Source organism: Curtobacterium sp. MCSS17_006 (assembly GCF_003234215.1).
Taxonomy (GTDB): domain Bacteria; phylum Actinomycetota; class Actinomycetes; order Actinomycetales; family Microbacteriaceae; genus Curtobacterium; species Curtobacterium flaccumfaciens.
Genome location: NZ_QKSO01000008.1, coordinates 114871 through 140378 on the forward strand (window position 1 = coordinate 114871; position 25508 = coordinate 140378).

A 25508-nucleotide genomic window follows, 5' to 3' on the forward strand; every position below is an offset into this window, starting at 1 on the left:
CAAGGGCGGACGCGGGCTCTCGGCTGTCCCCGACACCAGAGGAACCACCGTGCCCGACTCGATGTCCATCACCGCCGCCACCGTCGACCCCGGCCTGCTCGACCTGCCGTGGGACCTGCCGCTCGCCGACTGGCCCGACGACACGATCGTCGCGCTGCCGAAGGGCATCTCGCGGCACCTCGTGCGGTTCGTGCACCTGAGCGGGTACGTCGCCGCGGTGAAGGAGACCGGCGAAGAGGTCGCCCGGTCCGAGTACGAGATGCTCCGGACCCTGCAGCGCATGGACGTGCCGTGCGTGGACCCCGTCGCGGTCATCACGAACCGCGTCGACGCCGACGGTGAACCACTGCACCCCGTGCTCGTGACCCGCCACCTGCGGTTCTCCCTCCCCTACCGCGCGCTCTACTCGCAGACGCTGCGCCCCGAGACCGCCACCCGCCTGGTCGACGCCCTCGCGCTACTGCTCGTCCGCCTGCACGTCATCGGGTTCTACTGGGGCGACGTGTCCCTGTCGAACACGCTGTTCCGTCGCGACGCCGGCGCCTTCGCCGCGTACCTGGTCGACGCCGAGACCGGCAAGCTCTACCCCGGCGGGCTGTCGAACGGCCAGCGCGAGAACGACCTCGAGGTCGCCCGCGTGAACATCGCCGGCGAGCTGCTCGACCTCGAGGCCGGCGGCCGACTCGACGAGAACGCCGACCCCGTCGACGTCTCGAACCGCATCGTCGCCCAGTACCGGACGCTCTGGACCGAGCTCACCGGCACCGAGCAGTTCGACATCAAGGAACGCTGGCGCATCAACGACCGCGTCGAGCGCCTGAACGAGCTCGGCTTCGACATCGAAGAACTGTCGATCCACACGACCGAGGGTGGCTCGCAGGTCCGGATCCAGCCGAAGGTCGTCGACGCCGGGCACCACCAGCGCCGACTGCTGCGGCTCACCGGGCTCGACGCCGGTGAGAACCAGGCCCGGCGCCTGCTCAACGACCTCGACTCGTACCGCGCCCGCAACGGCCGTGACGAACTCGACGAGGAGATGGTGGCGCACGAGTGGGTCTCGCGGGTCTTCGAGCCCGTCGTCCGCTCGATCCCCCGTGACCTGCGCGGACGGCTCGAACCCGCCGAGGTGTTCCACGAGCTGCTCGAGCACCGCTGGTTCATGTCCCAGCAAGAGGAACGTTCCGTCTCCCTGCCCGAGGCCACCACGGCCTACATCAACGACGTGCTCCGACACCGTCGCGACGAGCGCCTGCTCATCAACCCGCCGACCTCGTCGATCACCGTGCCGATCCCGGTGCTGGACGACGACGCCGACGAGGCCGACGAGTCCGACGACGTCGACGACTGGCGCGCCACGGTCTGACGCGGTCCCCGCTCGGTCACGACACCCCGCCGGGTGGGCGCCGACTGGTCGCAGACCGTCACCTGCCGCGTCGCGCAGCGACGACCCGTGACCACACGGCGGGCACCAGCCGACGTGTCCTGACCGTTCGGGGGTCGGCAAGGCGACCGCCTGGAGGCCCGCCCCGCGTCCCGGGGACCGGCGCCGGCCCTCCAGACCGTCACGCCCAGCCCCGCCTGCCACCGTGTGCAGGAATGGTCGCCTCCCGCTCGGGGAGGCGACCATTCCTGCACACGAAGTGCTGGCCCTACGCGGTGCGACGGCGCCGCGCGACCTCCCACAGGGTGACGCTCGCGGCGATGCCGGCGTTCAGGGACTCGGTGGCGCTCGAGATCGGGATCGACACGATCGCGTCGCAGGTCTCGGTGACCAGGCGCGACAGTCCCTTGCCCTCGGAACCGACGACGATCACGATCGGACGGTCGGCGAGCTCGAGGCCGTCGAGCTCCACGTCACCGTCGCCGTCCAGGCCGAGGACGAACAGGCCCATCGACTTGAGCGACTTCAGGGTCTGCGTGAGGTTCGGGGCCATCGCGACGGGCGTGCGTGCCGCGGCACCGGCCGAGGTCTTCCACGCCGACGCCGTCACGCCGACCGAACGACGCTGCGGCACGATGACGCCGTGTCCGCCGAAGGCCGCGGTCGAGCGGATGATCGCGCCGAGGTTGCGGGGGTCGGTGATGCCGTCGAGTGCGACGAGCAGCGGGACCTGGTCACGCGAGAACGCCTGCTCGACGATGTCCTCGGACACGGCGTACTGGTACGCCGGCACCTTCAGGGCGACGCCCTGGTGCACGCTGTCGTGTCCGGTGATGCGGTCGAGCTCGGGACGCATGAGCTCGATGATCGGCACACCGCGGTGATTGGCGAGCGCGAGGATCTCCTTCACGCGGTCGTCGACCTCGATGCGCGACGCGATGTAGAGCGTCGACGACGGGGTCTTCGTGCGCAGGGCCTCGAGCACGGAGTTGCGCCCGGTCACCAGCTCGGAGTCGTCGGTCTTGCGTGCCGGCGGACGGCCCGTGCGACCCTGCGGGGTGCTCGAGGAACCGTGACGGCCCTTGGCCGCCTCGAAGCGGTCCTTCGCGGCCTTGCGCTTGCCGGCGGGGTGGTACGGGCGGTCCTCGGCCTTCGGGGTCGGCTTGCGACCCTCGAGCGCCTGGGCACCCTGTCCGCCGGAGCCGACCTGCTTGTTGCCCTTGCGACCGGTGCGGACGGCGCCGGGCCGACCCTTCTTGCTTCCCGAGACGTTCTTCATGCGTAGCTCCTGTTCGGCACTGCCGTGTTCAGGCGATGCTCCAGCGTGTTCCGGACGGCGTGTCCTCGATCGTGATGCCCGCGGCGGCGAGGTCGTCGCGCACGCGGTCGGCCGCGGTGAAGTCCCGTGCTGCCCTGGCGTCCGCGCGCTCCTGCACGAGGCGTTCGACGAGGGCGGCGAGCGGGCCTGCCGAGGTGTCGTGGCCGCCGCCCGACCAGTGGGCGGCTCGCGGGTCGATGCCGAGCACCTCCACCATCGCAGCCACCTGATGGTACGCGGTCCCGAGCGTTTCCGCATCGTCGGCGTCCAGGGCGGCGTTGCCGGTGCGCACGGTCTCGTGCAGCACGGCCAGGGCCTGGGGCACGGAGAGGTCGTCGTCCATGGCGGCGGCGAAGGCCTCGGGCACGGCCGGGGCGTCGGCGAGGTGGACGCCCTCGAGCCGGGTCTCGGCGCGCTCGAGGAACCCGGCGATGCGGTCGTACGCCGCCTCGGCCTCGGTCAGTGAGCCCTCGTGGTGGTCGATCGACGAGCGGTAGTGGGCGGCACCGAGGAAGTAGCGGACGACGGCGGGACGGGCGGATCCGAGGAAGTCCGCCGCGAAGATCGAGTTGCCGAGCGACTTCGACATCTTCTGGCCCTCGACCGTCACCAGGCCGTTGTGCAGCCAGTACGACGCGAACGGGTCCCCGGCGGCCGTGGACTGCGCCAGTTCGTTCTCGTGATGCGGAAAGCGCAGGTCGAGTCCGCCGCCGTGGATGTCGAACGCGGGGCCGAGGTACCGACGGGACATCGCCGAGCACTCGATGTGCCAGCCCGGGCGGCCGGCGCCCCACGGGGAGTCCCAGTTGGCGGTCGAGGGCTCGCCGGGCTTCGCACCCTTCCAGAGCGCGAAGTCACGGGCGTCGCGCTTGCCACGCGGATCGGCGTCGGCGGCCTCGACCATGTCCTCGCGCCGCTGCCGGGTGAGCACCCCGTAGTCGGCCCAGCTGCCGGTGTCGAAGTAGACGTCACCCGAGCCGTCGTCGGCGGCGTAGGCGTGCCCGCGGTCGATCAGGCGCTGGATGATCTCGTGCATCTGCGGCACGCTCGCCGTGGCGCGGGGCTCGTAGGTCGGGGGCAGGATGCCGAGTGCGTTGTACGCGGCCGTGAACTCGAGCTCGACCCGGTAGGCGCGGGCGAACCACTCCTCGTCCGTGCCTGCAGCCAGGTCGAGGACCTTGTCGTCGATGTCGGTGACGTTGCGCACCAGGGTCACCCGGTACCCACGGTGGGTGAGCCACCGACGCCAGATGTCGTAGACGAGCGCGGACCGCAGGTGCCCGATGTGCGGCGACGACTGCACCGTCGGACCACAGACGTAGACGCTCACGTGTCCGTCGACCAGGGGCACGAGGTCGACGACGGCTGCGGCGCGGGAGTCGTAGAGGCGAACGGTCACGCCTCAACCCTAATCGGCGCGGGGCCGCGGTTTCAGGAGGGACGCACGAGTGCCGTGGCGATCGCCGCGAGCCCCTCGCCGCGGCCGGTGAACCCGAGCCCGTCGGTCGTCGTGCCGGACACGGCGACGGGCGCACCGACGACCGCGGACAGGGCGTCCTGCATCTCGTCACGGCGGCGGCCGATGCGCGGCCGGTTGCCGATGACCTGCACGGTGACGGACACCGGCACGAGCCCGGCGTCGGCGAGCAGCGCGACCGCGCCGCGGACGAACACGTCGCCCGTGGCGCCGGCGTACTGCGGGTCAGCGGTGCCGAAGCGTCCGCCGATGTCGCCGAGGCCCCCGGCGGAGAGCAGGGCGTCGCACACCGCGTGCGCCACCGCGTCACCGTCGCTGTGCCCGGAGAGGCCGGGTTCGCCGGGGAAGTCGAGCAGCCCCACGCGGCAGGGCGAGGCGTCGTCGAAGGCGTGCACGTCGACCCCGAGCCCGAGTCGGACCGCGACGGCGTCGGCCTGGCTGGCACCCGCCGGGCCAGCACCAGCTTCGGTCCGCGCCCGCACGATCGACTCGGCCCGGCCGAGGTCCCACGGCGTCGTGATCTTGAAGGCGTCGGCATCACCCGGCACGAACCGCACGGTGCCCCCGACGGCCTGGAACACCCCGGCGTCGTCCGTCTCGGACTGCGACGACACCGCGTACGCCCGCCGTAGTGCCGCGAGCGGGAAGCCCTGTGGCGTCTGCACCCCGACGAGCGCCGCACGGTCGACGGTCTCGACGACGACGTCACCGTCGACCCGCTTCACCGTGTCAGTGACGGGGAGCGCCGGCACGACGCCCGCACCGTCACCGGCGGCGACGGCGTCGAACACCCGCGAGAACTGTGCCGCGGGCGTGAGGCACCGCGCCGCGTCGTGCACGAGGACCGTGGCGACGGAGTCCGGCAGGACGGCCAGGCCGGCCTCCACCGAACCGTGGCGATCCGCGCCTCCTGGAACGACGGCCGTGTACGCGACCGAGGCACCCGCGACGGAACTGACCACCTGCCGGCACTCGTCCAGGTGCGACGCGGGTGCGACCACGACGACGAGCGTCGGCGACGGCAGCGCGAACAGGGGTTCGAGCGCCCGCGCGAGCATCAGCGCACCGGCCACGGGCACGAACGCCTTCGCGGTCCCGATGCCGAGCCGGGTGCCGGAGCCGGCCGCAACGACGACGACCGCCCGGTCCACCCCTTCGGGGAACCGTGCGGTCGTCGTTCGTGCTGTCGTGTTCAGTGCGCTGTCGTCAGGCTCAGGAAGCCAGGACCTCGTCGAGGACGGTCGATGCCTTGTCCTCGTCGGTCTTCTCAGCCAGCGCGAGCTCGGAGATGAGGATCTGCCGGGCCTTGGCCAGCATCCGCTTCTCACCCGCGGAGAGCCCGCGGTCCTGATCGCGCCGCCAGAGGTCGCGGACGACCTCGGACACCTTGATGACGTCACCGGAAGCGAGCTTCTCGAGGTTCGCCTTGTAGCGGCGTGACCAGTTGGTGGGCTCTTCCGTGAACGGCGCCCGGAGGACCTCGAACACCTTGTCGAGCCCTTCCTTGCCGATCACGTCGCGGACGCCGACCAGGTCGACGTTGTCCGCCGGGACCTCGATCGTCAGGTCACCCTGCGTCACCCGCAGTTTCAGGTAGACCTTTTCCTCGCCCTTGATGACGCGAGTCTTGACTTCAGAGATGGTTGCCGCCCCGTGATGGGGGTAGACGACGGTCTCGCCGACCTCGAATTGCATGTATCAGGCTCCGTTCCCAGACATCCAGTTTACCACAAGGGCCGTTCCGGTAAGGGGACCCTCAACGCTCACCCCTCCCGGTGATCGCTAGGATGGGCGCGGGGACCGCCCGGTCTCCATCGTGACTTACGGAGGAATCTCTTGCGACCTCGGGTACTCGTGTCCGTCGCCGTTGCGGCAACCATCGCGCTCGGCGCCACCGGGTGCGAGTTCATGTCGCCGGCCCACACCGTCGACATCAAGCAGATCACCGACGGCGTGGACGTCTCGACCGGCAAGGTCGACGTGCGGAACGCCCTCCTGATCTCGGACGACGGTGAGAGCGCCCGCTTCATCGGCACGCTCGTGAACAACGACGACCAGGACGACTACACCGTCTCGATCGAGATCGGCGGCGACACCCAGACCGTCGACGTGCCGGCGAACACCCACGTCGACCTCGCCATGGCCGCGGGTGCGGGCAGCGACGACGAGTCGAGCGTGCAAGAGGGCGACACCACGCAGGGCACCACCGCCGGTGACGCCGAGCCGATCGTGTTCGACAACGCGGACGCCAAGCCCGGTTCGCTCGTGAAGGTCTACTTCAGCTACCCCGACGCCGAGGGCACCTCGGCCAACGTGCCGGTGCTGACGAGCTCGCAGGAGGAGTACCAGACCCTCGCGCCGAGCCCGACCCCGACGCCCACCTCGACGTCCCCGTCCGAGAGCGGCGCACAGTCGACCGGCGAGGCCGTGCCCGGCACGCAGCCGACGGACTCGCAGACGGATTCGTCCGAGGGCGACAACGGCACCAACTGACGCCGACGGGCGCGGCTGACACCGCGCCCGGACCGTTCGCACAGGAGGCCCGGTGCGAGTCCCAGGGACTCGCACCGGGCCTCCTGTCCGTCCGTCTCAGGCCTCGATGCGGTACCCGAGACCGCGGACCGTCACCAGGATCTCGGGGGTCGACGGAACCCGCTCGATCTTCGAGCGGATGCGCTTGATGTGCACGTCGAGGGTCTTGGTGTCGCCGAAGTAGTCGGAACCCCACACCCGGTCGATGAGCTGCCCGCGGGTCAGCACACGGCCGGCGTTCCGGAGCAGCAGCTCGAGGAGCTCGAACTCCTTGAGCGGCATGGGGGTCTCGGACCCGTCGACCGACACCGTGTGCCGCTCGACGTCCATCCGGATGCCGCCGACCTGCAGGATGCCGCTGTCCGCCGGGTCGTCCTCGGTCCGGCGACGGAGCACGGCACGGATCCGGGCCAGGAGCTCCCGGGTCGAGTACGGCTTCGTCACGTAGTCGTCGGCGCCGAGCTCGAGCCCGACGACGATGTCCACCTCCGAGTCCTTCGCGGTCAGCATGATGATCGGCGCGTTCGACCGGGTCCGGATCTGCCGGCACACCTCGGTGCCGCTCAGGCCCGGCAGCATGAGGTCGAGGAGCACCAGGTCGGGGTTCTCCGCGTCGAACTTCGACAGCGCGGTCACGCCGTCGGCAGCGACGGAGGTCTCGTACCCCTCACGCTGCAGCAGGAACTCCAGGGGCTCGCTCAGGGCCGGCTCGTCGTCGACGATGAGGATCTTGGTCACGATGGCTGCTCTTCCAGTTGCTCTTCGAGTGCTGTGGTCAGTTCGGGATCTGCCTCGGGCAGACGGATGGTGAAGGTCGAGCCCTTGCCGGGCTGCGACCAGACGCGCACGTCACCACCGTGGTTGCTGACGACGTGCTTGACGATCGCGAGCCCGAGGCCGGTGCCCCCGGTGGCGCGCGACCGTGCGGGATCGACACGGTAGAACCGTTCGAAGACGCGGTCGAGGTCGGCCTCGGGGATGCCGACGCCCTGGTCGGTGATGGCGATCTCGACGAAGCCCTTCGACGACCGGACGCCCACGCCCACGCGGGTGTTGTCCGGTGAGTACTTCACCGCGTTGGCGATGAGGTTCGACACCGCGACCTGCAGCAGCCCGCGGTCGCCCATCACCCGCAGCTTCGACTTCTTGGCGCGGATGATCTCGATCGAGCGGGCGCGGGCGACGACCTCGTTCGCGTCGATCGCGGCCTGCACGATCTTGTCGATGCCGGTCTCCTCGCTGTTCTCGAGCGCGTCGACGGACTGCAGCCGGGACAGCTCGATGATGTCCTTCGTCAGCGCTCCGAGCCGCTCGGACTCGGTGATGAGCTGCGCGGCGAACTTCTTCACGTGCACGGGGTCGTCGGCGGCGAGGACGAGGGTCTCGGACAGCAGACCGATGGCGCCGATCGGCGTCTTCAGCTCGTGCGAGATGTTGGCGACGAAGTCGCGGCGGACCTCGTCGATGCGCCGGCTCTCGGTCAGGTCGTCCGCCGTGAGCAGGACGTACCGGTTGCCGAGCTGGGCGGCACGGAAGCTGAGGTAGCCGATGAGCTCCCCGTGGCGACCACGCGGCAGCTCGAGGTCCTCCGACCCCATCTCCCCGCTCTTGCGCACCCGGTCGATGAGCTCGAGCAGTTCGTGGTGCACCAGGCGCCGGCGCACGACGAGCCCCGCCGTGAGGGCCTGGGGGGATGCCGCGACGACGGTGTTCGAGGGGTCGATGACGACCGCCGGGTTGTGCATCGTCGCGATGACCGCTGCGACGCCGTCCGGCAGGGTCCGCTCCGCCACGTCGGCAGCACGAGCCGTCCGCTCGGCGGTGATGATCAGCACCACGACGCCCGCGCCGAAGACCCCGCCGAGGAGCATCGACAGTGGCACGAGCCACGCGTTGTCCATGCCGCCAGTGTAGGGATGGTCATGCGGGGTTCCGGTACCGTTCACCGTCTGCGGAAGGCCAGAACGCGAAGCGTTCAGCCCCGCGTCACCGTTCGTTCACCTGGGCTGACGACACTCGTCCGGTACGCAGAGAGAGGTACTCCCCCATGCGCGAAGTCTTCCAGCAGGAACTCCAGGACGTCCAGGAGCGACTGACCGAGATCGCCGGGCTCGTCGAGTCCGCCATCACCCGAGCCACCCAGGCCTTCAGCGACTCCGACGTCGCCCTCGCCGAAGAGGTGATCGCCGACGACGAGAAGATCGACCTCGCTGCGAACAGCCTCGACGAGATCGCGATCGACATCCTCGCCCGCCAGGCACCGGTGGCCCGCGACCTGCGCGTCGTCGTCACCGCCCTGCGCGTGAGCTCCTCGCTCGAGCGCATGGGCGACATGGCCGAGCACATCGCGCAGCTCGCCCGCCAGCGCTTCCCCGAGAAGGTCGTGCCGAAGGGCCTGCGCAGCACCTTCAAGGAGATGGGCCGGCACGACGTCGCGATGGCGCAAAAGCTCACGCGGCTGCTCGCCACCGAGGACATCGCGCTGTCGGCCGAGATCCGCGACGAGGACGACGCCGTCGACGAGCTGCACGCCAGCGTCTTCGACTTCGTGCTCGGCGAGGCCTGGAAGGGCGGTCCGATCGACACCGTCGACGCCACCCTGGCCTCCCGCTACCACGAGCGCTTCGCCGACCACGCGGTCTCGATCGCCAAGAAGGTCGAGTACCTGGCGACGGGCGACTGGACCGGCGCGTCCACCTCGACCGCGGCGGTCTGACCCGACCCGGTCGGTCTGACCCGGCCCGATCGGTCTGCGAGGATCGTGGCATGGCCCAGGTCGCGATCATCGTCAACGGCATGCCCGGTTCCGGCAAGAGCACCATCGGCACGGCACTCGCCGAGGTGCTCGGCTGCCCGTTCCTGTCGAAGGACCGCATCAAGGAGCCCCTCGCCGACGTCGTCGGCCCGATGATCGCCTCGCGTCCGCTCGGCGGCATCGCGATGGACACGATGTGGTCCATGGCGCGGGCCGTCGAGAACGGGGTCGTCCTCGACGCCGTCTGGCTGCCGTCGCGTGACCGGGACCGCCTGGAGGCCGGACTCGCGTCCGCCGGGTCGCCTCGCGCCGTCGAGGTGTGGTGCGACACGGACCGCGCCACCGGCGAACAGCGGCTGCGCGACCGGTACGAACCGGGCACCGTGCCGGTGCGGCACGAGGTACACGGGGACCTGGCCGACGTGCTGGCCTTCTGGGACGAGCACGGCGGCGACGCCCGGCCCGTCGGACTGCCCGGCGTCCCGGTGATCCGGGTCGACACGACGAAGCCCTACGACGTCGGGGCCCTGGTGCAGGAGATCGCGTCGCACTTCGTCTGACCGTCACACTCCGCGTGGTCGGGTGTCGTCTGCCCGGACGCAGCGAAGGCCGCAGCCCCGACGGGACTGCGGCCTTCGTCGTTCGGGTGGGTGCTACTTCTTGGCGCCCTGGGCAGCCACGGCGGCGGCGCCGGCTGCGGCGGCCTCGGGGTCCAGGTAGTACGCGGGCTTCGTCGGCGTGAAGTCGTCGTCGAGCTCGTACACGAGCGGGATGCCCGTCGGGATGTTCAGGCCGGCGATGTCGTCGTCGGAGATGCCGTCGAGGTGCTTCACGAGCGCACGCAGCGAGTTGCCGTGGGCCGTCACCAGCACGGTCTTGCCGGCGGCGAGGTCCTTCGTGATGTCGGACTCCCAGTACGGCAGCAGACGGTCGATCACGAGCTTGAGCGACTCGGTGCGGGGCAGCTGGTCGCCGAGCTCGGCGTAGCGACGGTCACCGAACTGCGACCACTCGGCGTCGTCGGCGATGGGGGGCGGCGGGACGTCGAACGAGCGGCGCCACTCCATGAACTGCTGCTCGCCGTACTCGGCCAGGGTCTGGGCCTTGTCCTTGCCCTGCAGGTCGCCGTAGTGGCGTTCGTTGAGGCGCCAGTCGCGCTTCACCGGCAGCCAGGCCAGGTCGGCCTGCAGCAGCGCGATGTCCGCCGTCTGGATCGCACGGGTCAGGAGCGAGGTGTACAGGACGTCGGGGACGATGCCGGACTCGGCGATGAGGTCGCCGGCGCGCTTCGCCTCCTTCTCGCCCAGCTCGCTGAGCCGGACGTCGACCCAACCGGTGAACAGGTTCTTCTGGTTCCAGTCACTGTTGCCGTGACGGAGCAGGACGAGCGTGGAGGTCATGCTCCGAGTCTACCGAGCGGTACCGGCCCCGTACCCTTGACGCATGCCCATCGGGAACGTGACGCGCGGGACGACCGGGTACAACCGGCTCCGCCGTGTCGACCGGTGGATCGCGACCCTGCCGGTGCTGCGCCGGACGGACGATCCGCTCGTCGCCGACGTCGGCTACGGGGCCTCGCCGACCACCACCCTCGAACTGCGCGACCGGCTGGCCGCCGTCCGACCGGACGTCGAGGTGACGGGCATCGAGATCGAGCCCTCGCGGGTCGCGCTCGCGAACGCCGGGACGCGCGACGGTGTGACGTTCCGCCTGGGGGGCTTCGAGACGCCGACGCCCGGGCAGCGCCGGCCCGCCGTCATCCGGGCCTTCAACGTGCTGCGGCAGTACGACGAGTCCGCGGTGGTCGGGTCGTGGCGGATCATGCAGGACCGGCTGCAGCCCGGCGGTGCGCTCGTCGAGGGGACCTGCAACGAGGTCGGTCGGGTCGCATCATGGGTGACGCTCGACGACGTCGCGCCGCAGACCTTCACGGTGTCGCTCCGGCTCGCCGGGCTCGACGTGCCTTCGATCGTCGCCGAGCGCCTGCCGAAGGCGCTGATCCACCGCAACGTGCCCGGCGAACGGGTGCACGCGTTCCTGCGGGACCTCGACCTGTCGTGGGCGGTCGCCGCACCGCTCGGCACGTACGGGCCCCGGCAGCGGTGGATCGCCACGGTGCGCGGGATGCGTGACCGCGGCTGGCCGGTGCTGCACGGGGTGACGCGCTGGCGGCTCGGTGAGCTCAGCGTCCCGTGGTCGGCCGTCGAGCCCGCCTGACGACCTGGCGCAGGCTAGGAGCGCTTGACGGCCCCGAGGCGGGGCAGTCGCGGCACGTTCGCCGTCGCACCGGCCTCGGGCGGGACGATGGTCTCCTGCGCCGCGGTCACCACGACGTCGTCGGCCTCGAGCCGTAGGGTCGCGGCGGGGTCGAGGGAGCGCTTCACCACGGCGAGCCCGATCGGACCGAGCTCGTGGTGGATCGCCGATGCTGACAGCCGACCGACGGCCTTGTCGTCGAGCAGCACCGGGGCCCCGGGTGCAGGCAGCACACCGTCGGACCCGTCGAGGTGCAGCAGCACGGCCCGGCGCGGCGGGTGCCCGAGGTTGTGGACCTTGGCGACGGTCTCCTGACCGCGGTAGCAGCCCTTCGACAGGTGCACGGCGGAGCGGAGCCAGTCGAGCTCGTGCGGGATCGTCCGCTCGTCGACGTCGGACAGGGTCGGGCGCCAGGCGGCGATCCGCAGCGCCTCGTACGCGAGCAGCCCCGCGACGGGGACGTCCGACGCGGCGATCGCGGCCGCGGTGCCGGGGGTGACCACGGCGGTGCGGAGGGTCCAGTCGGAGCCGGGGTGGGCCTCCTGGTCGGCGTAGCCCCATCCGCCGGGCGTGACGGCACCCCACGGGTCGACCCACTCGGCGACGGGCGCTTCCGGCAGTTCGACGGACGCGAACGGTGTGGCCTCGCCGAACCAGCCGAGGGTGACGAAGTCGGCGGAGCGGTCGGCGACCTCGACCCGGAGCATGAAGCGCATCGAGTCGAGCCAGCCGGCGAGCGGCGCAGCGTCAGCGCGCTCGGTGAGCAGCCAGGCGGTGGCGCCGTCGTCGACGACGCGGGCCGCGTGCTCGACGCGTCCGGCCTGGTCGAGCACGAGCGTCTCGGTGCTGACGCCCGTCGGCAACCCGGTGAGCTGCTGCGAGGTGATCGAGTTGAGCCACGAGAGCCGGTCCGGTCCGGTGACGGTGACGACACCGAGTCCGAGCTCGACGACGGCGCGACCACGGGTCAGCAGGCGCTGCTCCCCGATCGGGTTGCCGAAGTGCGCGGCGACGGAGTCGGCGGCGACGAAGCCGTCACGCGCGGCGAACACCGACATCAGTCGACCTTCGCGAGCTGCCCCGAGGCGTGTGAGGTGAGTTCGCGACCGAGCGCGGCGATGTCCCACGCCCAGAAGAGCTTGCCCTCGACCAGCCCGTACAGGCGGGTCGCGGCGGAGTAGTCCTTCGCGTTCGGCGAGCGCAGCACGGCGTCGGTCGACAGGTCGATCCGGCCCTTCAGCACGCGGCCGACGTAGAGCTCGTTGACGCCCGTCGGGTGGATGATCGCGGCCTCGACGTCGAAGCCGTCCGTGGTGTTGCGGAGCGCCTCGACGCTCTCGACCGTGCTGAAGGGCGTGGGCCCGTCGCCCAGGAGCATCGCGGGGCCGCGGTCGCCGGGCTCGGTGGGACGGTCGATCCGCCAGTAGCCCATCTCGGCGGCGAGCGGGGTGTGGTCGTCGTCGAGCAGCCAGGTGGTGGACGAGTAGTTCAGGTACGGCAGGCCGTCGTGGCTGAAGCTGACGCGCTGGCCGAACTCGTAGTTCCGGACCTCGTCGTCGTCACCGACCGGGTACTCGACCACGCCGGTGCCCTCCCACACGCCGACCAGCCACGACAGCGGGACCAGTTCGGGGGCGAGGCCCTCGGGCAGCTCGATCAACGCTGGCCCTTGAACAGCTTCACGACGACGACCACCGAGATGAACGCGATCGCGAGCGACGCCAGGCCGAGGAGGCCGACGTAGAAGAGCTCGAGCGCAAGCAGCGAATCCATGCTCGGAGTCTACGCGGCTCGGCTCAACGCGCCAGGAGCACCACCGCGGTGACGAGGACCACGACGAACGCGCCGGACGACGCGATGCTGATCCGTTCGACCAGACCGTCCTTCGTGGCGGTGATGAGCTGCAGCACGAAGCTGACCATCACGCAGGCGACGAAGACGAGCAGCAGCCAGGCGAAGGCGTCGCGCTCGGCCACGGTCAGGACGAGCACGGCCCCGACGACCGCCAGCACCCAGACCGGCAGGACGGACGTCAGCCGCAGGCGACGCTGGTCGGTGGGGTGCACGGGCTCGGTCACGCGCTCCATCATGGCAGGGACGTGCGGAACGCACGCACCGAGCGGTGCGGGATGACGCGCAATCCGTCCGGCCGGATAGGTCGTTCGCGAGCATCACTAGGATGTGTCCACGACGTCATCCACCTCCGGAGGTCCTGTGGCACAGCTCCTGGTACTCACCTCGACCGCGCCCGGAGACGTCCTGCCGAGCCTGGGCCTCCTGAGCCACCGGATCCGCCACGTGCCGGCCGAGGCCGCGCAGCTGGTCAACGCCCCGCAGAGTGACCTGATGTTCGTGGACGCCCGCACCGACCTGGTCAGCGCGAAGGCCCTGTGCAAGATCCTCGCCTCGTCGGGGTCGACCACGCCGATCGTGCTCGTCGTCACCGAGGGCGGGCTGACCGCGGTGAACAGCGACTGGAACGTCGACGACGTCGTGCTCGAGAGCGCGGGCCCGGCCGAGATCGACGCCCGCATCCGGCTGTCGGCCGGTCGTGCGGCGAAGGGCCAGACGAGCTCGAAGATCCAGGCGTCCGGTGTCGTCATCGACGAGGCCAGCTACTCCGCCAAGGTGCGCGGCCGGCCGCTCGACCTGACGTTCAAGGAGTTCGAGCTCCTGCGCTTCTTCGCCACCCACCCGTCACGCGTCTTCACCCGCGAGCAGCTGCTCAGCGAGGTCTGGGGCTACGACTACTTCGGTGGCACCCGCACGGTCGACGTGCACGTCCGGCGACTGCGCGCCAAGCTCGGCGACCTCGAGTCGCTCATCGGCACCGTCCGCAACGTCGGGTACCGCTTCAACGTCTACGACGACGAGGCCGAGCGCCTGATGGGGCAGTAGTGCTGCCCGACCTCGGCAGCTTCGTCGCCCCCGGCGAGGCTCCCCCGTTCTCCGACCAGACCCTGGTGGACGTCCGCGCGGGGCGCGCGACCGTCCTGACCGTCGACCACGGGGTCGCGGTGGTCCGTGACGGCGAGCTGGAACTCGTCGTCGCCCAGGAGGCCCGTGGCCGGGGCATCGGCACGGCCCTGGTGACGCAGGCACTCGCGCTGGGCGCCGGGGCCGCTCCCCGGCTCGCCTGGGCGCACGGGGACCACCCGGCAGCGCGTGCGCTGGCCGACCGGTTCGGCTGGCGCGCGGTCCGCACGCTGCTGCAGCTCCGGGCGCCCGTCGCCGACTCCGACGTCGCCGCCGACTCGGACGTCGAGCTGCCAGACGGCTACTCCCTGTCGGCGTTCCGTCCCGGCACCGACGACGAGACCGACTGGCTCGCGCTGAACGCCGCCGCCTTCGCCCACCACCCCGAGCAGGGTCGGATGACGCTCGACGACCTGCACGCACGCGAGGCCGACGACTGGTTCGCAGGCGAGGACCTGCTGCTGCTCCGCGATGCCTCCGGGCAGCTCGCCGGCTCGTGCTGGCTCAAGGTCGAGGACGGCATCGGCGAGTTCTACGCCGTCGCCGTCCGGCCCGACCTGCAGGGGCAGCGGCTCGGCGGCGTGCTCATGCGTGCGGGCACCGCTCGGCTGCGCGGCCGCGGCCTGACCGCCGCCGCACTGTACGTCGAGGGGGACAACGAGCCGGCGCTGGCGCTGTACCGGCGGTCGGGGTTCACGCAGCACGCGATCGACGTGCAGTACGCAGCACCGGAGCAAGCCTCAGGTCACTGATACGCTTCGCCCATGATCCAGGGGGACCAGGGCGGATCGCCCATCGAACGACGACGTCCGGACGCACGGTCGGGGGCAGACCGGTGAACTTCAACCCGTCTCCGGTGTTCCTCGCGATGGCCGCGATGGTCGCCATCCCCGCCGTCGTCACCGCACTCGTCCGCCAGAGCGACCGGAAGCGACCCCCGTCGACGGTCGTCGGGGACGAGGCGTACGGCGTGCTCTTCACCGTCCGCGCTCGCCGGTGGAACTACCTGCTGCTCCGGATCATCGGGATCGTCTTCATCGTGGTCGGCGGGTTCTTCCTGCTGGCCGCACTCGCCCTGCTCGACGACCCTGACGCGACCGGGATGCTCCTCGGCGGTCTCGGCATCGGGCTGTTCGGGCTGCTGTTCGTCTACCTGGGCGTCGGGCAGAAGCGGCGCCGGGTCGAGGCGTACGACTCGCAGCTGGTCGTCACGCCGATGTTCCGTGCCGCCCGGACCGTCGACCCCGCGGCCATCAAGCACATCCGGCCCACGACGAACCGCTTCGGCGGCCTGGACGTCAAGGTGCACGGCCAGCGCGGGGTGATCAGTGTCCTGTCCATCGATGCCGCGTACCCCGAGTTCTGCGCGTGGCTCGAGCAGCGGGCGCCGGCGCAGTGGGGCGCGTTCGTGCAGGTCTTCGCGCGCTGAGCGCAGCACCTCGGTCCGTCGCGGCCGTTCCTGCACAACCGAACGGTTCACCGCCGGTTTCCACAGCGTCCACCGAGGCCCCTCCGGCGGCAGGGGCCGGGTGGCAGGATGTGGGGATGGACACCGAACCGCAGCTCGACGGCGAATCCGTCGCACCCGACCTCGACGACTTCGACGAAGTCATCGAGATCGAGCACGAGTCACTGCCGACGGACCGCTACTTCGACCGCGAGCTGAGCTGGCTGCGGTTCAACCAGCGCGTGCTCGAGCTGGGCGAAGACCGCACGCAGCCCCTGCTGGAGCGGGCGAACTTCCTGGCGATCTTCGCGTCCAACCTCGACGAGTTCTTCATGGTCCGCGTCGCCGGCCTGAAGCGCCGCATCGACACCGGCATCGCCGTCCCGACCAACGTCGGCCGTGCTCCCAGCGACGTCCTGCGGGACATCGCGAAGAAGGCCCACGAGCTGCAGGACCGGCACGCCCAGGCCTTCATCGGGTCGCTCAAGCCCGACCTCGACGCCGCGGGCATCCACATCGAGCACTGGTCCGACCTCGACGAAGCCGACCGGCAGCGGATGCGGGAGTACTTCAACGAGCAGATCTTCCCGGTGCTCATGCCCCTGGCCGTCGACCCGGCGCACCCGTTCCCCTACATCTCCGGGCTCTCGCTCAACCTGGCGGTGCGGGTCCGCAACCCGAAGTCGCAGCGCCAGGAGTTCGCGCGCCTCAAGGTGCCGCAGAACTTCTCCCGCTTCATCAAGCTCCCCGACGACAACTCCGGCCGGATGCGCTTCATCCCGCTCGAAGACCTCATCGCGAACCACCTCGACGACCTGTTCCCGGGGATGGAGGTCCTCGAGCACCACGTGTTCCGGGTCACCCGCAACGAGGACGTCGAGATCGAGGAGGACGAGGCCGAGAACCTCATCCAGGCCCTCGAGCGCGAGCTCCTGCGCCGCCGGTTCGGTCCGCCGATCCGCCTCGAGATCACCGAGGACATGGACCCGGTGACCCTCGACCTGCTCGTGCGTGAACTCGACATCACCGAGGAAGAGGTCTTCCGGCTGCCGTCGCCGCTCGACCTCGGCGGACTGTTCGAGATCTTCAAGATCAACCGTCCGGACCTGCACTACCCGAAGCACGTGCCGACCACCCCGGTGCAGTTCCAGCCGGGTGAACCGAACACGAAGCCCGACCTGTTCCGTGCGATCAAGGCGAACGACGTCCTGGTCCACCACCCCTACGAGTCCTTCGCCACGAGCGTGCAGGCGTTCCTCGAGCAGGCCGCGGCCGACCCGAACGTGCTGGCGATCAAGCAGACCCTGTACCGCACCTCCGGCGACAGCCCCATCGTCGAAGCGCTCATCGACGCAGCGGCCGCCGGCAAGCAGGTCCTCGCCCTGGTCGAGATCAAGGCCCGCTTCGACGAGCAGAACAACATCACCTGGGCCCGGAAGCTCGAGAAGGCCGGCGTGCACGTCGTCTACGGCCTGGTCGGACTGAAGACGCACTCGAAGCTGGTGCTCGTCATCCGGCAAGAGGGCGGGACGCTCAAGCACTACAGCCACATCGGCACGGGCAACTACAACCCGAAGACCTCGCGCATCTACGAGGACATGGGCCTGTTCACGTCGGACGACACGGTGGGCAAGGACCTGACCCGCCTGTTCAACGAGCTGTCCGGCTACGCCATCGAGAAGAAGTTCAAGCGCCTGCTCGTGGCACCGCTGCACCTGCGGAAGGGCCTGCTCAAGCGCATCCAGACCGAGGCTGCGAACGCCCGGGCCGGCAAGCCCTCGGGCATCCGGATCAAGGTCAACTCGATGGTCGACGAGCAGATCATCGATGCGCTGTACCTGGCGAGCCAGGCCGGGGTGCCGATCGACGTGTGGGTGCGCGGCATCTGCTCGCTCAAGCCGGGCATGGAAGGTGTCAGCGACACCATCCGCGTGCGGAGCATCGTCGGGCGCTACCTCGAGCACTCCCGTGCGTTCGCGTTCCACAACGACGGCGACCCGGCGGTGTTCATCGGCAGCGCCGACATGATGCACCGCAACCTCGACCGACGCGTCGAGGCGCTCGTGCGGCTGGTCGCCCCGGACCACATCAACGAGGTCCAGGAGATGTTCGACCTGGCGATGGCCGACACCGCCAGCTCGTGGCACCTGGAGTCCGACGGCGAATGGACACGGCACTCCACCGACGATGCGGGCCGTCCGCTCGAGGACGTGCAGAATGTGACCATGCGGAAGATCTCGGCCCGGAAGCGCTCGACTCGGTGAGCAGCGGTCCCTCGGGCCCCGTCGTCGCTGCGGGTGCGGTCGTCTGGCGCGAACAGGACGGCACGCCCCTCGTGCTGCTCATCCACCGCGACCACCACAAGGACGTCTCCCTGCCCAAGGGCAAGGTGGACCCGGGCGAGGCCGTCCCGACGACCGCCGTGCGCGAGATCGACGAGGAGACCGGGTACCGCGTCCACCTCGGCGCACCGCTCGGAACCGCCGAGTACGTGCTGCCGAACGGTCGCGACAAGGTCGTGCACTACTGGGCGGCCCGGGTCTCGGCCAAGGAGTACGCCCGCGCCGGTGCCTTCGTGCCGAACCACGAGGTCGCGGCGCTCGAGTGGGTCACCATCGACGACGCCCGCAACCGCCTGACGTACGAGCGGGACGTCGCGATCCTCGACCGGTTCGCCGAACGCGCCGCCGCCGGACAGCACCGCACGTTCGCCCTGATCACCCTGCGCCACGCGAAGACGGTGCCCGGCTCGGACTGGGACGGCCCCGATGCCACCCGTCCGCTGCTGCCCGTCGGCCGTTCGCAGGCCAAGGCCGCCGCGGCACCGGTCGCAGCGTTCGGCCCGAAGAAGATCGTGAGCAGCACGGCGGCGCGGTGCCTCGCGACCGTCGAGCCGTTGTCCGCCGCGACGAAGCTCGGGGTCTCGAGCACCGCCGACATCAGCCAGGACGCCCACGACCGCGGTGCCGCCGACGTCAAGGGCGTCGTCCGGCGCCGGCTCGACAAGGGCAAGACCGCGGTCCTCTGCTCGCACGGTCCGGTGCTGCCCGACATCATCGCCCGGATCGCCACCGCGACCGCCGACGACTCCGGTCGCTTCGACCTGCGCCGCGCCGCGATGCTGTCGGTCGGGGACTTCTCCGTCATGCACATCGCGGGGGACACCCTCGTCGCGGTCGAGACGCACCACAACACGATCCCGGCGTAGCCGGCCACGCGACGGGGCCGCGCCGCGCCCGGGAACGCGATCCGGGCCTCCCGACCGCTCGTCCGCGATCATGCGTGCGCATCTTCCGAACGAGCGCACAGTGCCCCGATCCTGCTCCCTGCGCGGGAGCGGCGCACGCCGCCCCGACGTGGACAACCCCTCGTTCACCTCCCGTTCACCAGCGGGGGTGATTGCGGTCACCTCGCGTCCCTACAGTCGCTCCCGGGTCGGCACCGGCCCAGGGACCGCAGTGGTCCCACTGCATTCCATTCCCGAAGGGACCCCTGTGAACATCAAGCGAATCGGTTCGATCGCAGCAATCGCGATCGCCGGCGCAGTCGTGCTCTCCTCGTGCGCGGCGAACGAGGACGCGGGCAGCACCGAGTCCTCCTCCACCAGCGGCAGCGACTACTCGAAGCTCTCCGGCACCCTGACCGGCTCCGGCTCGTCGGCACAGCAGACCGCGCAGGCCACCTGGGCCGCCGGTTTCCAGAACGAGGCCTCGGGCGTCACCGTGAACTACACCCCGGACGGCTCGGGCGCTGGCCGCGAGAACTTCATGTCGGGTGCCGCGGACTTCGCCGGCTCCGACGCCGCGCTGAAGGACGAGGAGCTCTCGGGCAAGTTCGAGTCCTGCAAGGCGGACACCAAGGGCATCGACATCCCCGTCTACATCTCCCCGATCGCCATCGCGTACAAGGTCGACGGCGTCAGCGACCTGACGCTCGACGCGAAGACCATCGCGGGCATCTTCTCGGGCAAGATCACCAAGTGGGACGACTCCGAGATCGCCGACCTGAACAAGGACGCGAAGCTGCCGGACGCCGACATCACGGTCGTCCACCGCTCGGACGACTCGGGCACCACGCAGAACTTCTCGGAGTACGTCTCCGCGAACGCCTCGGACGTCTGGACCGAAGAGCCCAGCCAGACCTTCCCGTACTCGGTCGGTGACAGCGCGAAGGGCACCTCCGGTGTCGCCTCCGCGATGGGCAACGCCACCAACGCCATCACCTACATCGACGACTCCGGTGCGGGTGACCTCGACCGCGCGAAGCTGATGGTCGGCGACAAGGCGACCGAGATCTCGGCCGACGGTGCCGCGCAGGTCGTCGCCGACTCGAAGATCGCGACCGGCCGTGAGGACAACGACCTCGCGATCGACATCGACCGCAAGGACACCGCTGACGGTGCCTGGCCGCTGGTCCTCGTCTCCTACGCCATCGCGTGCCAGGAGTACAAGGACGCCGACAAGGCCGAGCTCGTGAAGGGCTACCTCGACTACGTCGTCTCGAGCGCCGCTCAGGACGCCGCTGCCAAGGAGGCCAAGTCGGCCGCCCTCTCCTCCGACCTCGCGTCGAAGGCCAAGGACGCGGTCGCTTCCATCAAGTAAGGCCCCCTGAGCGCCCGGACGCCGGTCCCACCCACACGACCGGCGTCCGGGCACTCAGCCGTCCAGGACCCCACCCGGACGCGCACCACCACCCCAGAACCCGTCGCCTCCCCCGGCGTTCCTCCGACAGGAGTACCCCATGACGACCGCACCGGCCCAGCCAGGGGCCACCGTCACCCCGACCAAGCCGAAGCCCGTCGTCCGTGTCGGCGACCGCGTCTTCTCCGCCGCCTCGGTCATCGCCGGCGGCCTCATCCTCTTCGTGCTCGTGCTCGTCGCCGCGTTCCTCGTCTGGCAGAGCATCCCGGCCTTCTCCGCCAAGGTCGGCGAGCTGCCGGGCAAGGCCACGAACTTCTGGGACTTCGTCGGCCCCCTGGTCTTCGGCACCGTCTGGTCCGCGCTCATCGCGCTCGTGATCGCCGTGCCGCTGTCCCTCGGGATCGCCCTCTTCATCTCGCACTTCGCGCCGCGTCGACTCGCGCCGGTCCTCGGCTACGTGATCGACCTGCTGGCCGCGGTGCCGTCGGTCGTCTACGGCCTCTGGGGCATCGCCGTGCTGGCGCCCCTGGTGAAGCCGTTCTACGTGTTCCTGAACGAGTACATCGGCTGGTTCCCGCTGTTCTCCGGCCAGGTGTCCGGCACCGGTCGCACGATCCTGACCGCGTCGATCGTCCTCGCCGTCATGGCGATCCCGATCATGACCGCGGTCATGCGTGAGATCTTCCTGCAGGCCCCGACCCTCAACGAGGAAGCGGCCCTGGCCCTCGGCGCGACCCGCTGGGAGATGATCCGCCTGTCGGTCCTGCCGTTCGCGAAGTCCGGCATCGTCTCCGCGATCATGCTCGGCCTCGGTCGTGCACTCGGCGAGACGATGGCGATCGCGCTGGTGCTGTCGGTCTCGACGAACGTCACGTTCCAGATGCTGACGTCGCAGAACCCCTCGACGATCGCGGCGAACATCGCCCTGCAGTTCGCCGAGGCATCCGGTACGGCCCTGAACGCGCTCATCGCGTCGGGTCTGATCCTCTTCGTCATCACCCTGGTCATCAACATGCTCGCGCGGTACATCGTCCGCAGCCGAGTCAGCTGAGAGGTCGCACCCGATGTCCCTCGCGCTCCGTCAGACCGGCACCGCCGGCAACGTCTACGCCAACGGCAAGCTGCACGCCTCGGTCCCGTGGCTGCTGCTCGTCGGCAGCTGGGTCGCCCTCGTCCTGGTCTTCGCGCTGCTCAACGCCGGTGGCGCCGTCAAGGACTTCAACGTCGTCGCCGCGATCTTCCTCGGCACGGTCCTGTTCGACGTCCTCATCGTCGTCATCTCGCGCATCGTCGAGGGCGGCCGCAAGGCGGTCGACCGCCTGGTCACCTCGCTCGTCATCACGGCGTTCGTCATCGCGGTCCTGCCGCTGGTGTCGCTGCTCTGGACGGTCATCGCCAAGGGCATCGCCCGCTTCGACGCGAACTTCTTCTCGTACTCGATGCGCGGGGTCATCTCCGAGGGCGGCGGCGCGGTCCACGCCCTCATCGGCACGCTCGAGATCACGCTGTTCGCGGCGCTCATCTCGGTGCCGATCGGCCTGCTCACCTCGATCTACCTGGTCGAGTACGGTCGCGGCGCGCTGGCGAAGGGCATCACGTTCTTCGTCGACGTCATGACGGGCATCCCGTCGATCGTCGCCGGTCTGTTCGCCTACGCGCTCTTCGCGCTGTTCCTCGGCCCGGGTGCCCGCTTCGGCCTGGTCGGCTCCGTCGCCCTCTCGGTGCTGATGATCCCGATCGTCGTGCGGTCCACCGAAGAGGTGCTGAAGATCGTCCCGATGGAACTCCGCGAGGCCTCGTACGCCCTCGGCGTGCCGAAGTACCTCACGATCCTCAAGGTCGTGCTCCCCACCAGCCTCGCCGGCATCACCACCGGAGTCATGCTCTCGATCGCCCGCGTCATCGGTGAGACCGCCCCGCTGCTCGTCACGGCCGGCTTCACCGCGAGCATGAACTACAACCTGTTCCGTGACCCGATGATGACCCTGCCGGTGTACGCGTACACGCAGTACTCGCAGCAGGGCGCCAACCCGGTGCCGTTCGTCGACCGGGCCTGGACCGCGGCCCTCGTGCTCATCCTGATCGTGATGCTGCTCAACCTGCTCGCCCGGTTCATCACCCGTCTCTTCGCCCCCAAGCTCAGCCGCTGACCCTCCGCCCCCGCGGAACCAGCGACACCACCCACCCAGAAGGATCAACGTGTCCAAGCGCATCGAGGTCGACGGCCTCAACGTCTACTACTCGAAGTTCAAGGCGGTCGAGGGTGTCGACATCACCATCGAGCCCCGCACCGTCACGGCCTTCATCGGCCCGTCGGGCTGCGGCAAGTCCACCTTCCTCCGCACCCTGAACCGCATGCACGAGGTCATCCCCGGCGCATGGGTCGAGGGCTCGGTCAAGATCGACGGCGACGACCTGTACGGCGCCGGCGTCGACCCCGTGCTCGTCCGTCGTCAGGTCGGCATGGTCTTCCAGCGTCCGAACCCGTTCCCCACGATGTCGATCCGCGACAACGTGCTGGCGGGCGTGAAGCTCAACAACAAGCGCGTCTCCCGCTCCGAGGCCGACGACATCGTCGAGCGCTCGCTGCAGGGCGCGAACCTGTGGAACGAGGTCAAGGACCGCCTCGACAAGCCCGGCATGGGCCTGTCGGGTGGGCAGCAGCAGCGTCTCTGCATCGCCCGCGCGATCGCGGTCGAGCCGGACGTGCTCCTGATGGACGAGCCCTGCTCGGCCCTCGACCCGATCTCGACCCTCGCCATCGAGGACCTGATCGAGGAGCTCAAGAAGGAGTTCACGATCGTGATCGTGACCCACAACATGCAGCAGGCGTCGCGCGTCAGCGACAAGACGGCGTTCTTCAACATCGCCGGCACCGGTGCACCCGGCAAGCTCATCGAGTTCGACGACACCGCGACGATGTTCTCGAACCCGTCCGTGCAGGCCACCGAGGACTACGTCTCGGGCCGCTTCGGTTGATCGGCATCCGTCCGTCGCACTGACGGACTGCCTGGAGGCCCGGTGCACGTCCGCCACGGACGCGCACCGGGCCTTCCTGGTTGCGACGGCGTTCGTGGTCGTGCCCGGCGCCACGGTGCGATCACGACGCTGACGCGGAACGACGAAGCCGCTGTCGTGTGACAGCGGCTTCGTCGTTCTGCGTCGGTGGCAGTCCAGCAGGACCGCCCGAGGCGTCAGGCCGTGGTGGTGGGGACCGCCATGATCGGCGAGGTGGTCGGCTGCTCGGAACCGCCCTCGGGCTCGACCGTCATGCCGATCGTCGCACCCTCGGACATCGCGCCCTTGAGCACGGCGGAGTGCACGCCGTCGGCCGCACCGTCGACCAGGCCGGCCGACTTGATGGTGCCGCCCTGCTCCTCGGAGCCGATGTACCAGAGCTCGTACGTCTTGCCCTTCGGCGCCTGCTCGACACCGTCGAGGATCACCGCGGACTTGCCGAGGTCGTTCGACCACACGACCGTCGCCGAACCGCCGCCCGCGACCTTGGTCGTCGTGCGCTGGAAGTCCGAGGCGGCGTAGATGCGGTCGAGGCCGCTCGAGGCCTGCGTGGTGCCGGTGCCGGAGCCGTTCGGGTCGAAGATCGACCCGACGCCGAGTCCGCCGAAGAAGACCGCGGCGACGGCAGCTGCGGCCGTCAGCATAACCGCCGGACGCTGGAACCAGCGGCGGCGGGCCTCGGACGATGCCCGGCCACCGGCGGTGGGGCCGTCGGCGATCGAGGCGACGTGCCTGGCGGGCTCGGGACGGGCCTCCTGGACGGAGGTGGTCTCGGCGACCGGGGTCTGGTCGACCGTCGTGTCGGCGAGGGGCGCAGCCTGGGGGGTCGTCGCGATCCGGGCCAGCAGCGACGCCTTGAGCGACGCGGGGGGCTCGATCGGCGCGACGGCGTAGGCGAGCTGCAGCGCGGTCTCGCGCAGCGAGTCGTTCTCGGCCTGCAGCTCGGGGGACGTCCGGAGGGCGTCCTCGAGGAGCGCGCGCTCGTCGTCGGACAGCGCGTCGAGTGCGTGGGAACCCGTCATCAGTGCGGGGTCGTCGTGGCGTTCGGTCATGAGGTCACCCCCATCTCGTCTCGGAGTCGGATCATCCCGTCACGGAGACGGGTCTTGACGGTGCCGATGGGGACACCGAGGTGTTCGGCCATCTCGCTGTGCGAGTAGCCGCCGTAGTACGCGAGTTGCACGGCCTGCCGCTGGAACTCGGTGAGCTTCGCCAGCGCTCGGCCGACGCGCTCGTGCTCGATGCGGATCTCGACGGACTCGGAGACCTGGTCGAAACCGGCCTCGAGGTCGCGGATGCCGATCTTGGTGTCGCGGTCGTGCGACGACTGCGAGGCACGGACCCGGTCGACCGCTCGGCGGTGGGCCATGGTGAGGACCCAGCTGGCGGCCGTCCCACGCTTCCGGTCGAAGCGGGTGGCCTGCTGCCAGACCTCCAGGAAGACCTCCTGCGTGACCTCTTCCGACTGCGCGCGGTCCCGGAGGAGGCGCGTGATCAGACCGAGGACACGACCGGAGAGTGCGTCGTAGAGGTCCGCGAAGGCGGCTTGGTCACCGGCGGCGACCCGGGCGAGGAGGTCGTCCGGCGATGCCTGAGCTGGCTCTGACGAGCTCCAGCGTTCGGTGTCGCTATCCACGAGGGCAAGCATTGCAGGTTTCCCTCCTCTCGGTTGCTTTCGTTGACCAGGCGGGTAGCACGAAGCCTCCGC

General features: G+C 70.0%; 26 protein-coding genes. 14 read left to right on the forward strand and 12 right to left on the reverse strand.

Annotated features, from left to right (window positions below; translation table 11 throughout):
• Positions 1-49 precede the first annotated feature (49 nt).
• Entirely contained in the window at positions 50-1363 is a 1314-nt protein-coding gene (locus tag DEJ21_RS09675; RefSeq protein WP_111224444.1) for a DUF4032 domain-containing protein, read from the forward strand.
• Between the two features lie 286 nt (positions 1364-1649).
• Here the strand turns inward: DEJ21_RS09675 and rlmB are convergent, their stop codons facing one another.
• The 4 genes from rlmB to DEJ21_RS09695 form a co-directional block, all read right to left on the reverse strand.
• Positions 1650-2660, reverse strand: a complete 1011-nt coding sequence (gene rlmB, locus DEJ21_RS09680; protein ID WP_027466607.1) for a 23S rRNA (guanosine(2251)-2'-O)-methyltransferase RlmB — start codon at positions 2658-2660, stop codon at positions 1650-1652.
• Between the two features lie 28 nt (positions 2661-2688).
• Positions 2689-4098, reverse strand: a complete 1410-nt coding sequence (gene cysS / locus DEJ21_RS09685) for a cysteine--tRNA ligase (protein ID WP_111039024.1) — start codon at positions 4096-4098, stop codon at positions 2689-2691.
• A 32-nt stretch (positions 4099-4130) separates the two neighbouring features.
• On the reverse strand, positions 4131-5327 hold the full coding sequence (gene ispD / locus DEJ21_RS09690) for a 2-C-methyl-D-erythritol 4-phosphate cytidylyltransferase (protein WP_111224445.1): 1197 nt from the start codon (positions 5325-5327) through the stop codon (positions 4131-4133).
• Between the two features lie 61 nt (positions 5328-5388).
• A complete protein-coding gene (locus DEJ21_RS09695) occupies positions 5389-5871 on the reverse strand; it encodes a CarD family transcriptional regulator (protein ID WP_017888066.1) in 483 nt (160 codons plus the stop codon).
• 141 nt (positions 5872-6012) lie between these two features.
• On the opposite strand from DEJ21_RS09695, the gene DEJ21_RS09700 reads away from it, so the two are divergent.
• Positions 6013-6669 carry a hypothetical protein gene (locus tag DEJ21_RS09700; protein WP_128780543.1) on the forward strand — a complete coding sequence of 219 codons (657 nt, stop codon included), beginning with the start codon at positions 6013-6015 and terminating at the stop codon, positions 6667-6669.
• A gap of 96 nt (positions 6670-6765) precedes the next feature.
• Here DEJ21_RS09700 and DEJ21_RS09705 read toward each other — a convergent pair whose 3' ends face one another.
• Positions 6766-7446, reverse strand: coding sequence for a response regulator transcription factor (locus DEJ21_RS09705; protein WP_027466611.1), 681 nt, complete (start codon positions 7444-7446; stop codon positions 6766-6768).
• Positions 7443-8609 carry a cell wall metabolism sensor histidine kinase WalK gene (locus DEJ21_RS09710; protein ID WP_071404724.1) on the reverse strand — a complete coding sequence of 389 codons (1167 nt, stop codon included), beginning with the start codon at positions 8607-8609 and terminating at the stop codon, positions 7443-7445. Before DEJ21_RS09710 ends, DEJ21_RS09705 begins: the two co-directional genes overlap by 4 nt.
• Before the next feature lie 146 nt (positions 8610-8755).
• On the opposite strand from DEJ21_RS09710, the gene phoU reads away from it, so the two are divergent.
• Entirely contained in the window at positions 8756-9424 is a 669-nt protein-coding gene (gene phoU, locus DEJ21_RS09715; RefSeq protein ID WP_027466613.1) for a phosphate signaling complex protein PhoU, read from the forward strand.
• A 50-nt stretch (positions 9425-9474) separates the two neighbouring features.
• A complete protein-coding gene (locus tag DEJ21_RS09720) occupies positions 9475-10023 on the forward strand; it encodes an AAA family ATPase (protein WP_111224446.1) in 549 nt (182 codons plus the stop codon).
• 93 nt (positions 10024-10116) lie between these two features.
• On the opposite strand, the gene DEJ21_RS09725 is transcribed toward DEJ21_RS09720, so the two are convergent.
• Entirely contained in the window at positions 10117-10863 is a 747-nt protein-coding gene (locus tag DEJ21_RS09725; protein WP_071244006.1) for a phosphoglyceromutase, read from the reverse strand.
• A 43-nt stretch (positions 10864-10906) separates the two neighbouring features.
• On the opposite strand from DEJ21_RS09725, the gene DEJ21_RS09730 reads away from it, so the two are divergent.
• Positions 10907-11680: a class I SAM-dependent methyltransferase gene (locus DEJ21_RS09730; RefSeq protein WP_110863119.1), complete on the forward strand. Its 774-nt coding sequence runs from the start codon at positions 10907-10909 to the stop codon at positions 11678-11680.
• Positions 11681-11694: 14 nt separating this feature from the next.
• On the opposite strand, the gene DEJ21_RS09735 is transcribed toward DEJ21_RS09730, so the two are convergent.
• The 3 genes from DEJ21_RS09735 to DEJ21_RS09745 all read right to left on the reverse strand — a co-directional run bounded on the left by DEJ21_RS09735 (position 11695) and on the right by DEJ21_RS09745 (position 13797).
• Positions 11695-12777, reverse strand: a complete 1083-nt coding sequence (locus tag DEJ21_RS09735; protein WP_111224447.1) for a folate-binding protein YgfZ — start codon at positions 12775-12777, stop codon at positions 11695-11697.
• Entirely contained in the window at positions 12777-13379 is a 603-nt protein-coding gene (locus tag DEJ21_RS09740) for an FABP family protein (RefSeq protein WP_027466617.1), read from the reverse strand. Before DEJ21_RS09740 ends, DEJ21_RS09735 begins: the two co-directional genes overlap by 1 nt.
• Before the next feature lie 136 nt (positions 13380-13515).
• Positions 13516-13797 carry a hypothetical protein gene (locus DEJ21_RS09745; RefSeq protein WP_128780538.1) on the reverse strand — a complete coding sequence of 94 codons (282 nt, stop codon included), beginning with the start codon at positions 13795-13797 and terminating at the stop codon, positions 13516-13518.
• Positions 13798-13933: 136 nt separating this feature from the next.
• Between DEJ21_RS09745 and DEJ21_RS09750 the strand changes: the two genes are divergently transcribed.
• From DEJ21_RS09750 to pstB, 9 genes are all read left to right on the forward strand, one after another.
• The gene (locus DEJ21_RS09750) at positions 13934-14617 is read left to right on the forward strand and encodes a response regulator transcription factor (RefSeq protein WP_017888078.1); all 684 of its coding nucleotides are present in this window, start codon (positions 13934-13936) and stop codon (positions 14615-14617) included.
• Positions 14617-15447: a mycothiol synthase gene (gene mshD / locus DEJ21_RS09755; RefSeq protein ID WP_111224448.1), complete on the forward strand. Its 831-nt coding sequence runs from the start codon at positions 14617-14619 to the stop codon at positions 15445-15447. The genes DEJ21_RS09750 and mshD overlap by 1 nt, the downstream gene beginning before the upstream one ends.
• Positions 15448-15530: 83 nt before the next feature.
• Positions 15531-16124 carry a hypothetical protein gene (locus DEJ21_RS09760; RefSeq protein ID WP_111224449.1) on the forward strand — a complete coding sequence of 198 codons (594 nt, stop codon included), beginning with the start codon at positions 15531-15533 and terminating at the stop codon, positions 16122-16124.
• Positions 16125-16240: 116 nt separating this feature from the next.
• On the forward strand, positions 16241-18406 hold the full coding sequence (locus DEJ21_RS09765; RefSeq protein ID WP_111224450.1) for an RNA degradosome polyphosphate kinase: 2166 nt from the start codon (positions 16241-16243) through the stop codon (positions 18404-18406).
• Positions 18403-19350, forward strand: coding sequence for an NUDIX domain-containing protein (locus DEJ21_RS09770; RefSeq protein ID WP_111224451.1), 948 nt, complete (start codon positions 18403-18405; stop codon positions 19348-19350). Before DEJ21_RS09765 ends, DEJ21_RS09770 begins: the two co-directional genes overlap by 4 nt.
• A 286-nt stretch (positions 19351-19636) precedes the next feature.
• Complete coding sequence (gene pstS / locus DEJ21_RS09775; protein ID WP_071404717.1) at positions 19637-20743, forward strand: phosphate ABC transporter substrate-binding protein PstS; 1107 nt, start codon at positions 19637-19639, stop codon at positions 20741-20743.
• Between the two features lie 139 nt (positions 20744-20882).
• Positions 20883-21833 (forward strand): phosphate ABC transporter permease subunit PstC, encoded by a 951-nt coding sequence (pstC, locus tag DEJ21_RS09780; RefSeq protein WP_071404716.1) that lies wholly within the window; start codon positions 20883-20885, stop codon positions 21831-21833.
• 13 nt (positions 21834-21846) lie between these two features.
• Positions 21847-22932, forward strand: coding sequence for a phosphate ABC transporter permease PstA (gene pstA / locus DEJ21_RS09785; RefSeq protein ID WP_027466630.1), 1086 nt, complete (start codon positions 21847-21849; stop codon positions 22930-22932).
• A 49-nt stretch (positions 22933-22981) separates the two neighbouring features.
• On the forward strand, positions 22982-23761 hold the full coding sequence (gene pstB, locus DEJ21_RS09790) for a phosphate ABC transporter ATP-binding protein PstB (RefSeq protein WP_027466631.1): 780 nt from the start codon (positions 22982-22984) through the stop codon (positions 23759-23761).
• 215 nt (positions 23762-23976) lie between these two features.
• Here pstB and DEJ21_RS09795 read toward each other — a convergent pair whose 3' ends face one another.
• The gene (locus DEJ21_RS09795) at positions 23977-24852 is read right to left on the reverse strand and encodes an anti-sigma factor domain-containing protein (protein ID WP_071404715.1); all 876 of its coding nucleotides are present in this window, start codon (positions 24850-24852) and stop codon (positions 23977-23979) included.
• Positions 24849-25448 carry an ECF RNA polymerase sigma factor SigK gene (sigK, locus tag DEJ21_RS09800; RefSeq protein ID WP_027466633.1) on the reverse strand — a complete coding sequence of 200 codons (600 nt, stop codon included), beginning with the start codon at positions 25446-25448 and terminating at the stop codon, positions 24849-24851. The genes DEJ21_RS09795 and sigK overlap by 4 nt, the downstream gene beginning before the upstream one ends.
• Positions 25449-25508: the final 60 nt, after the last annotated feature.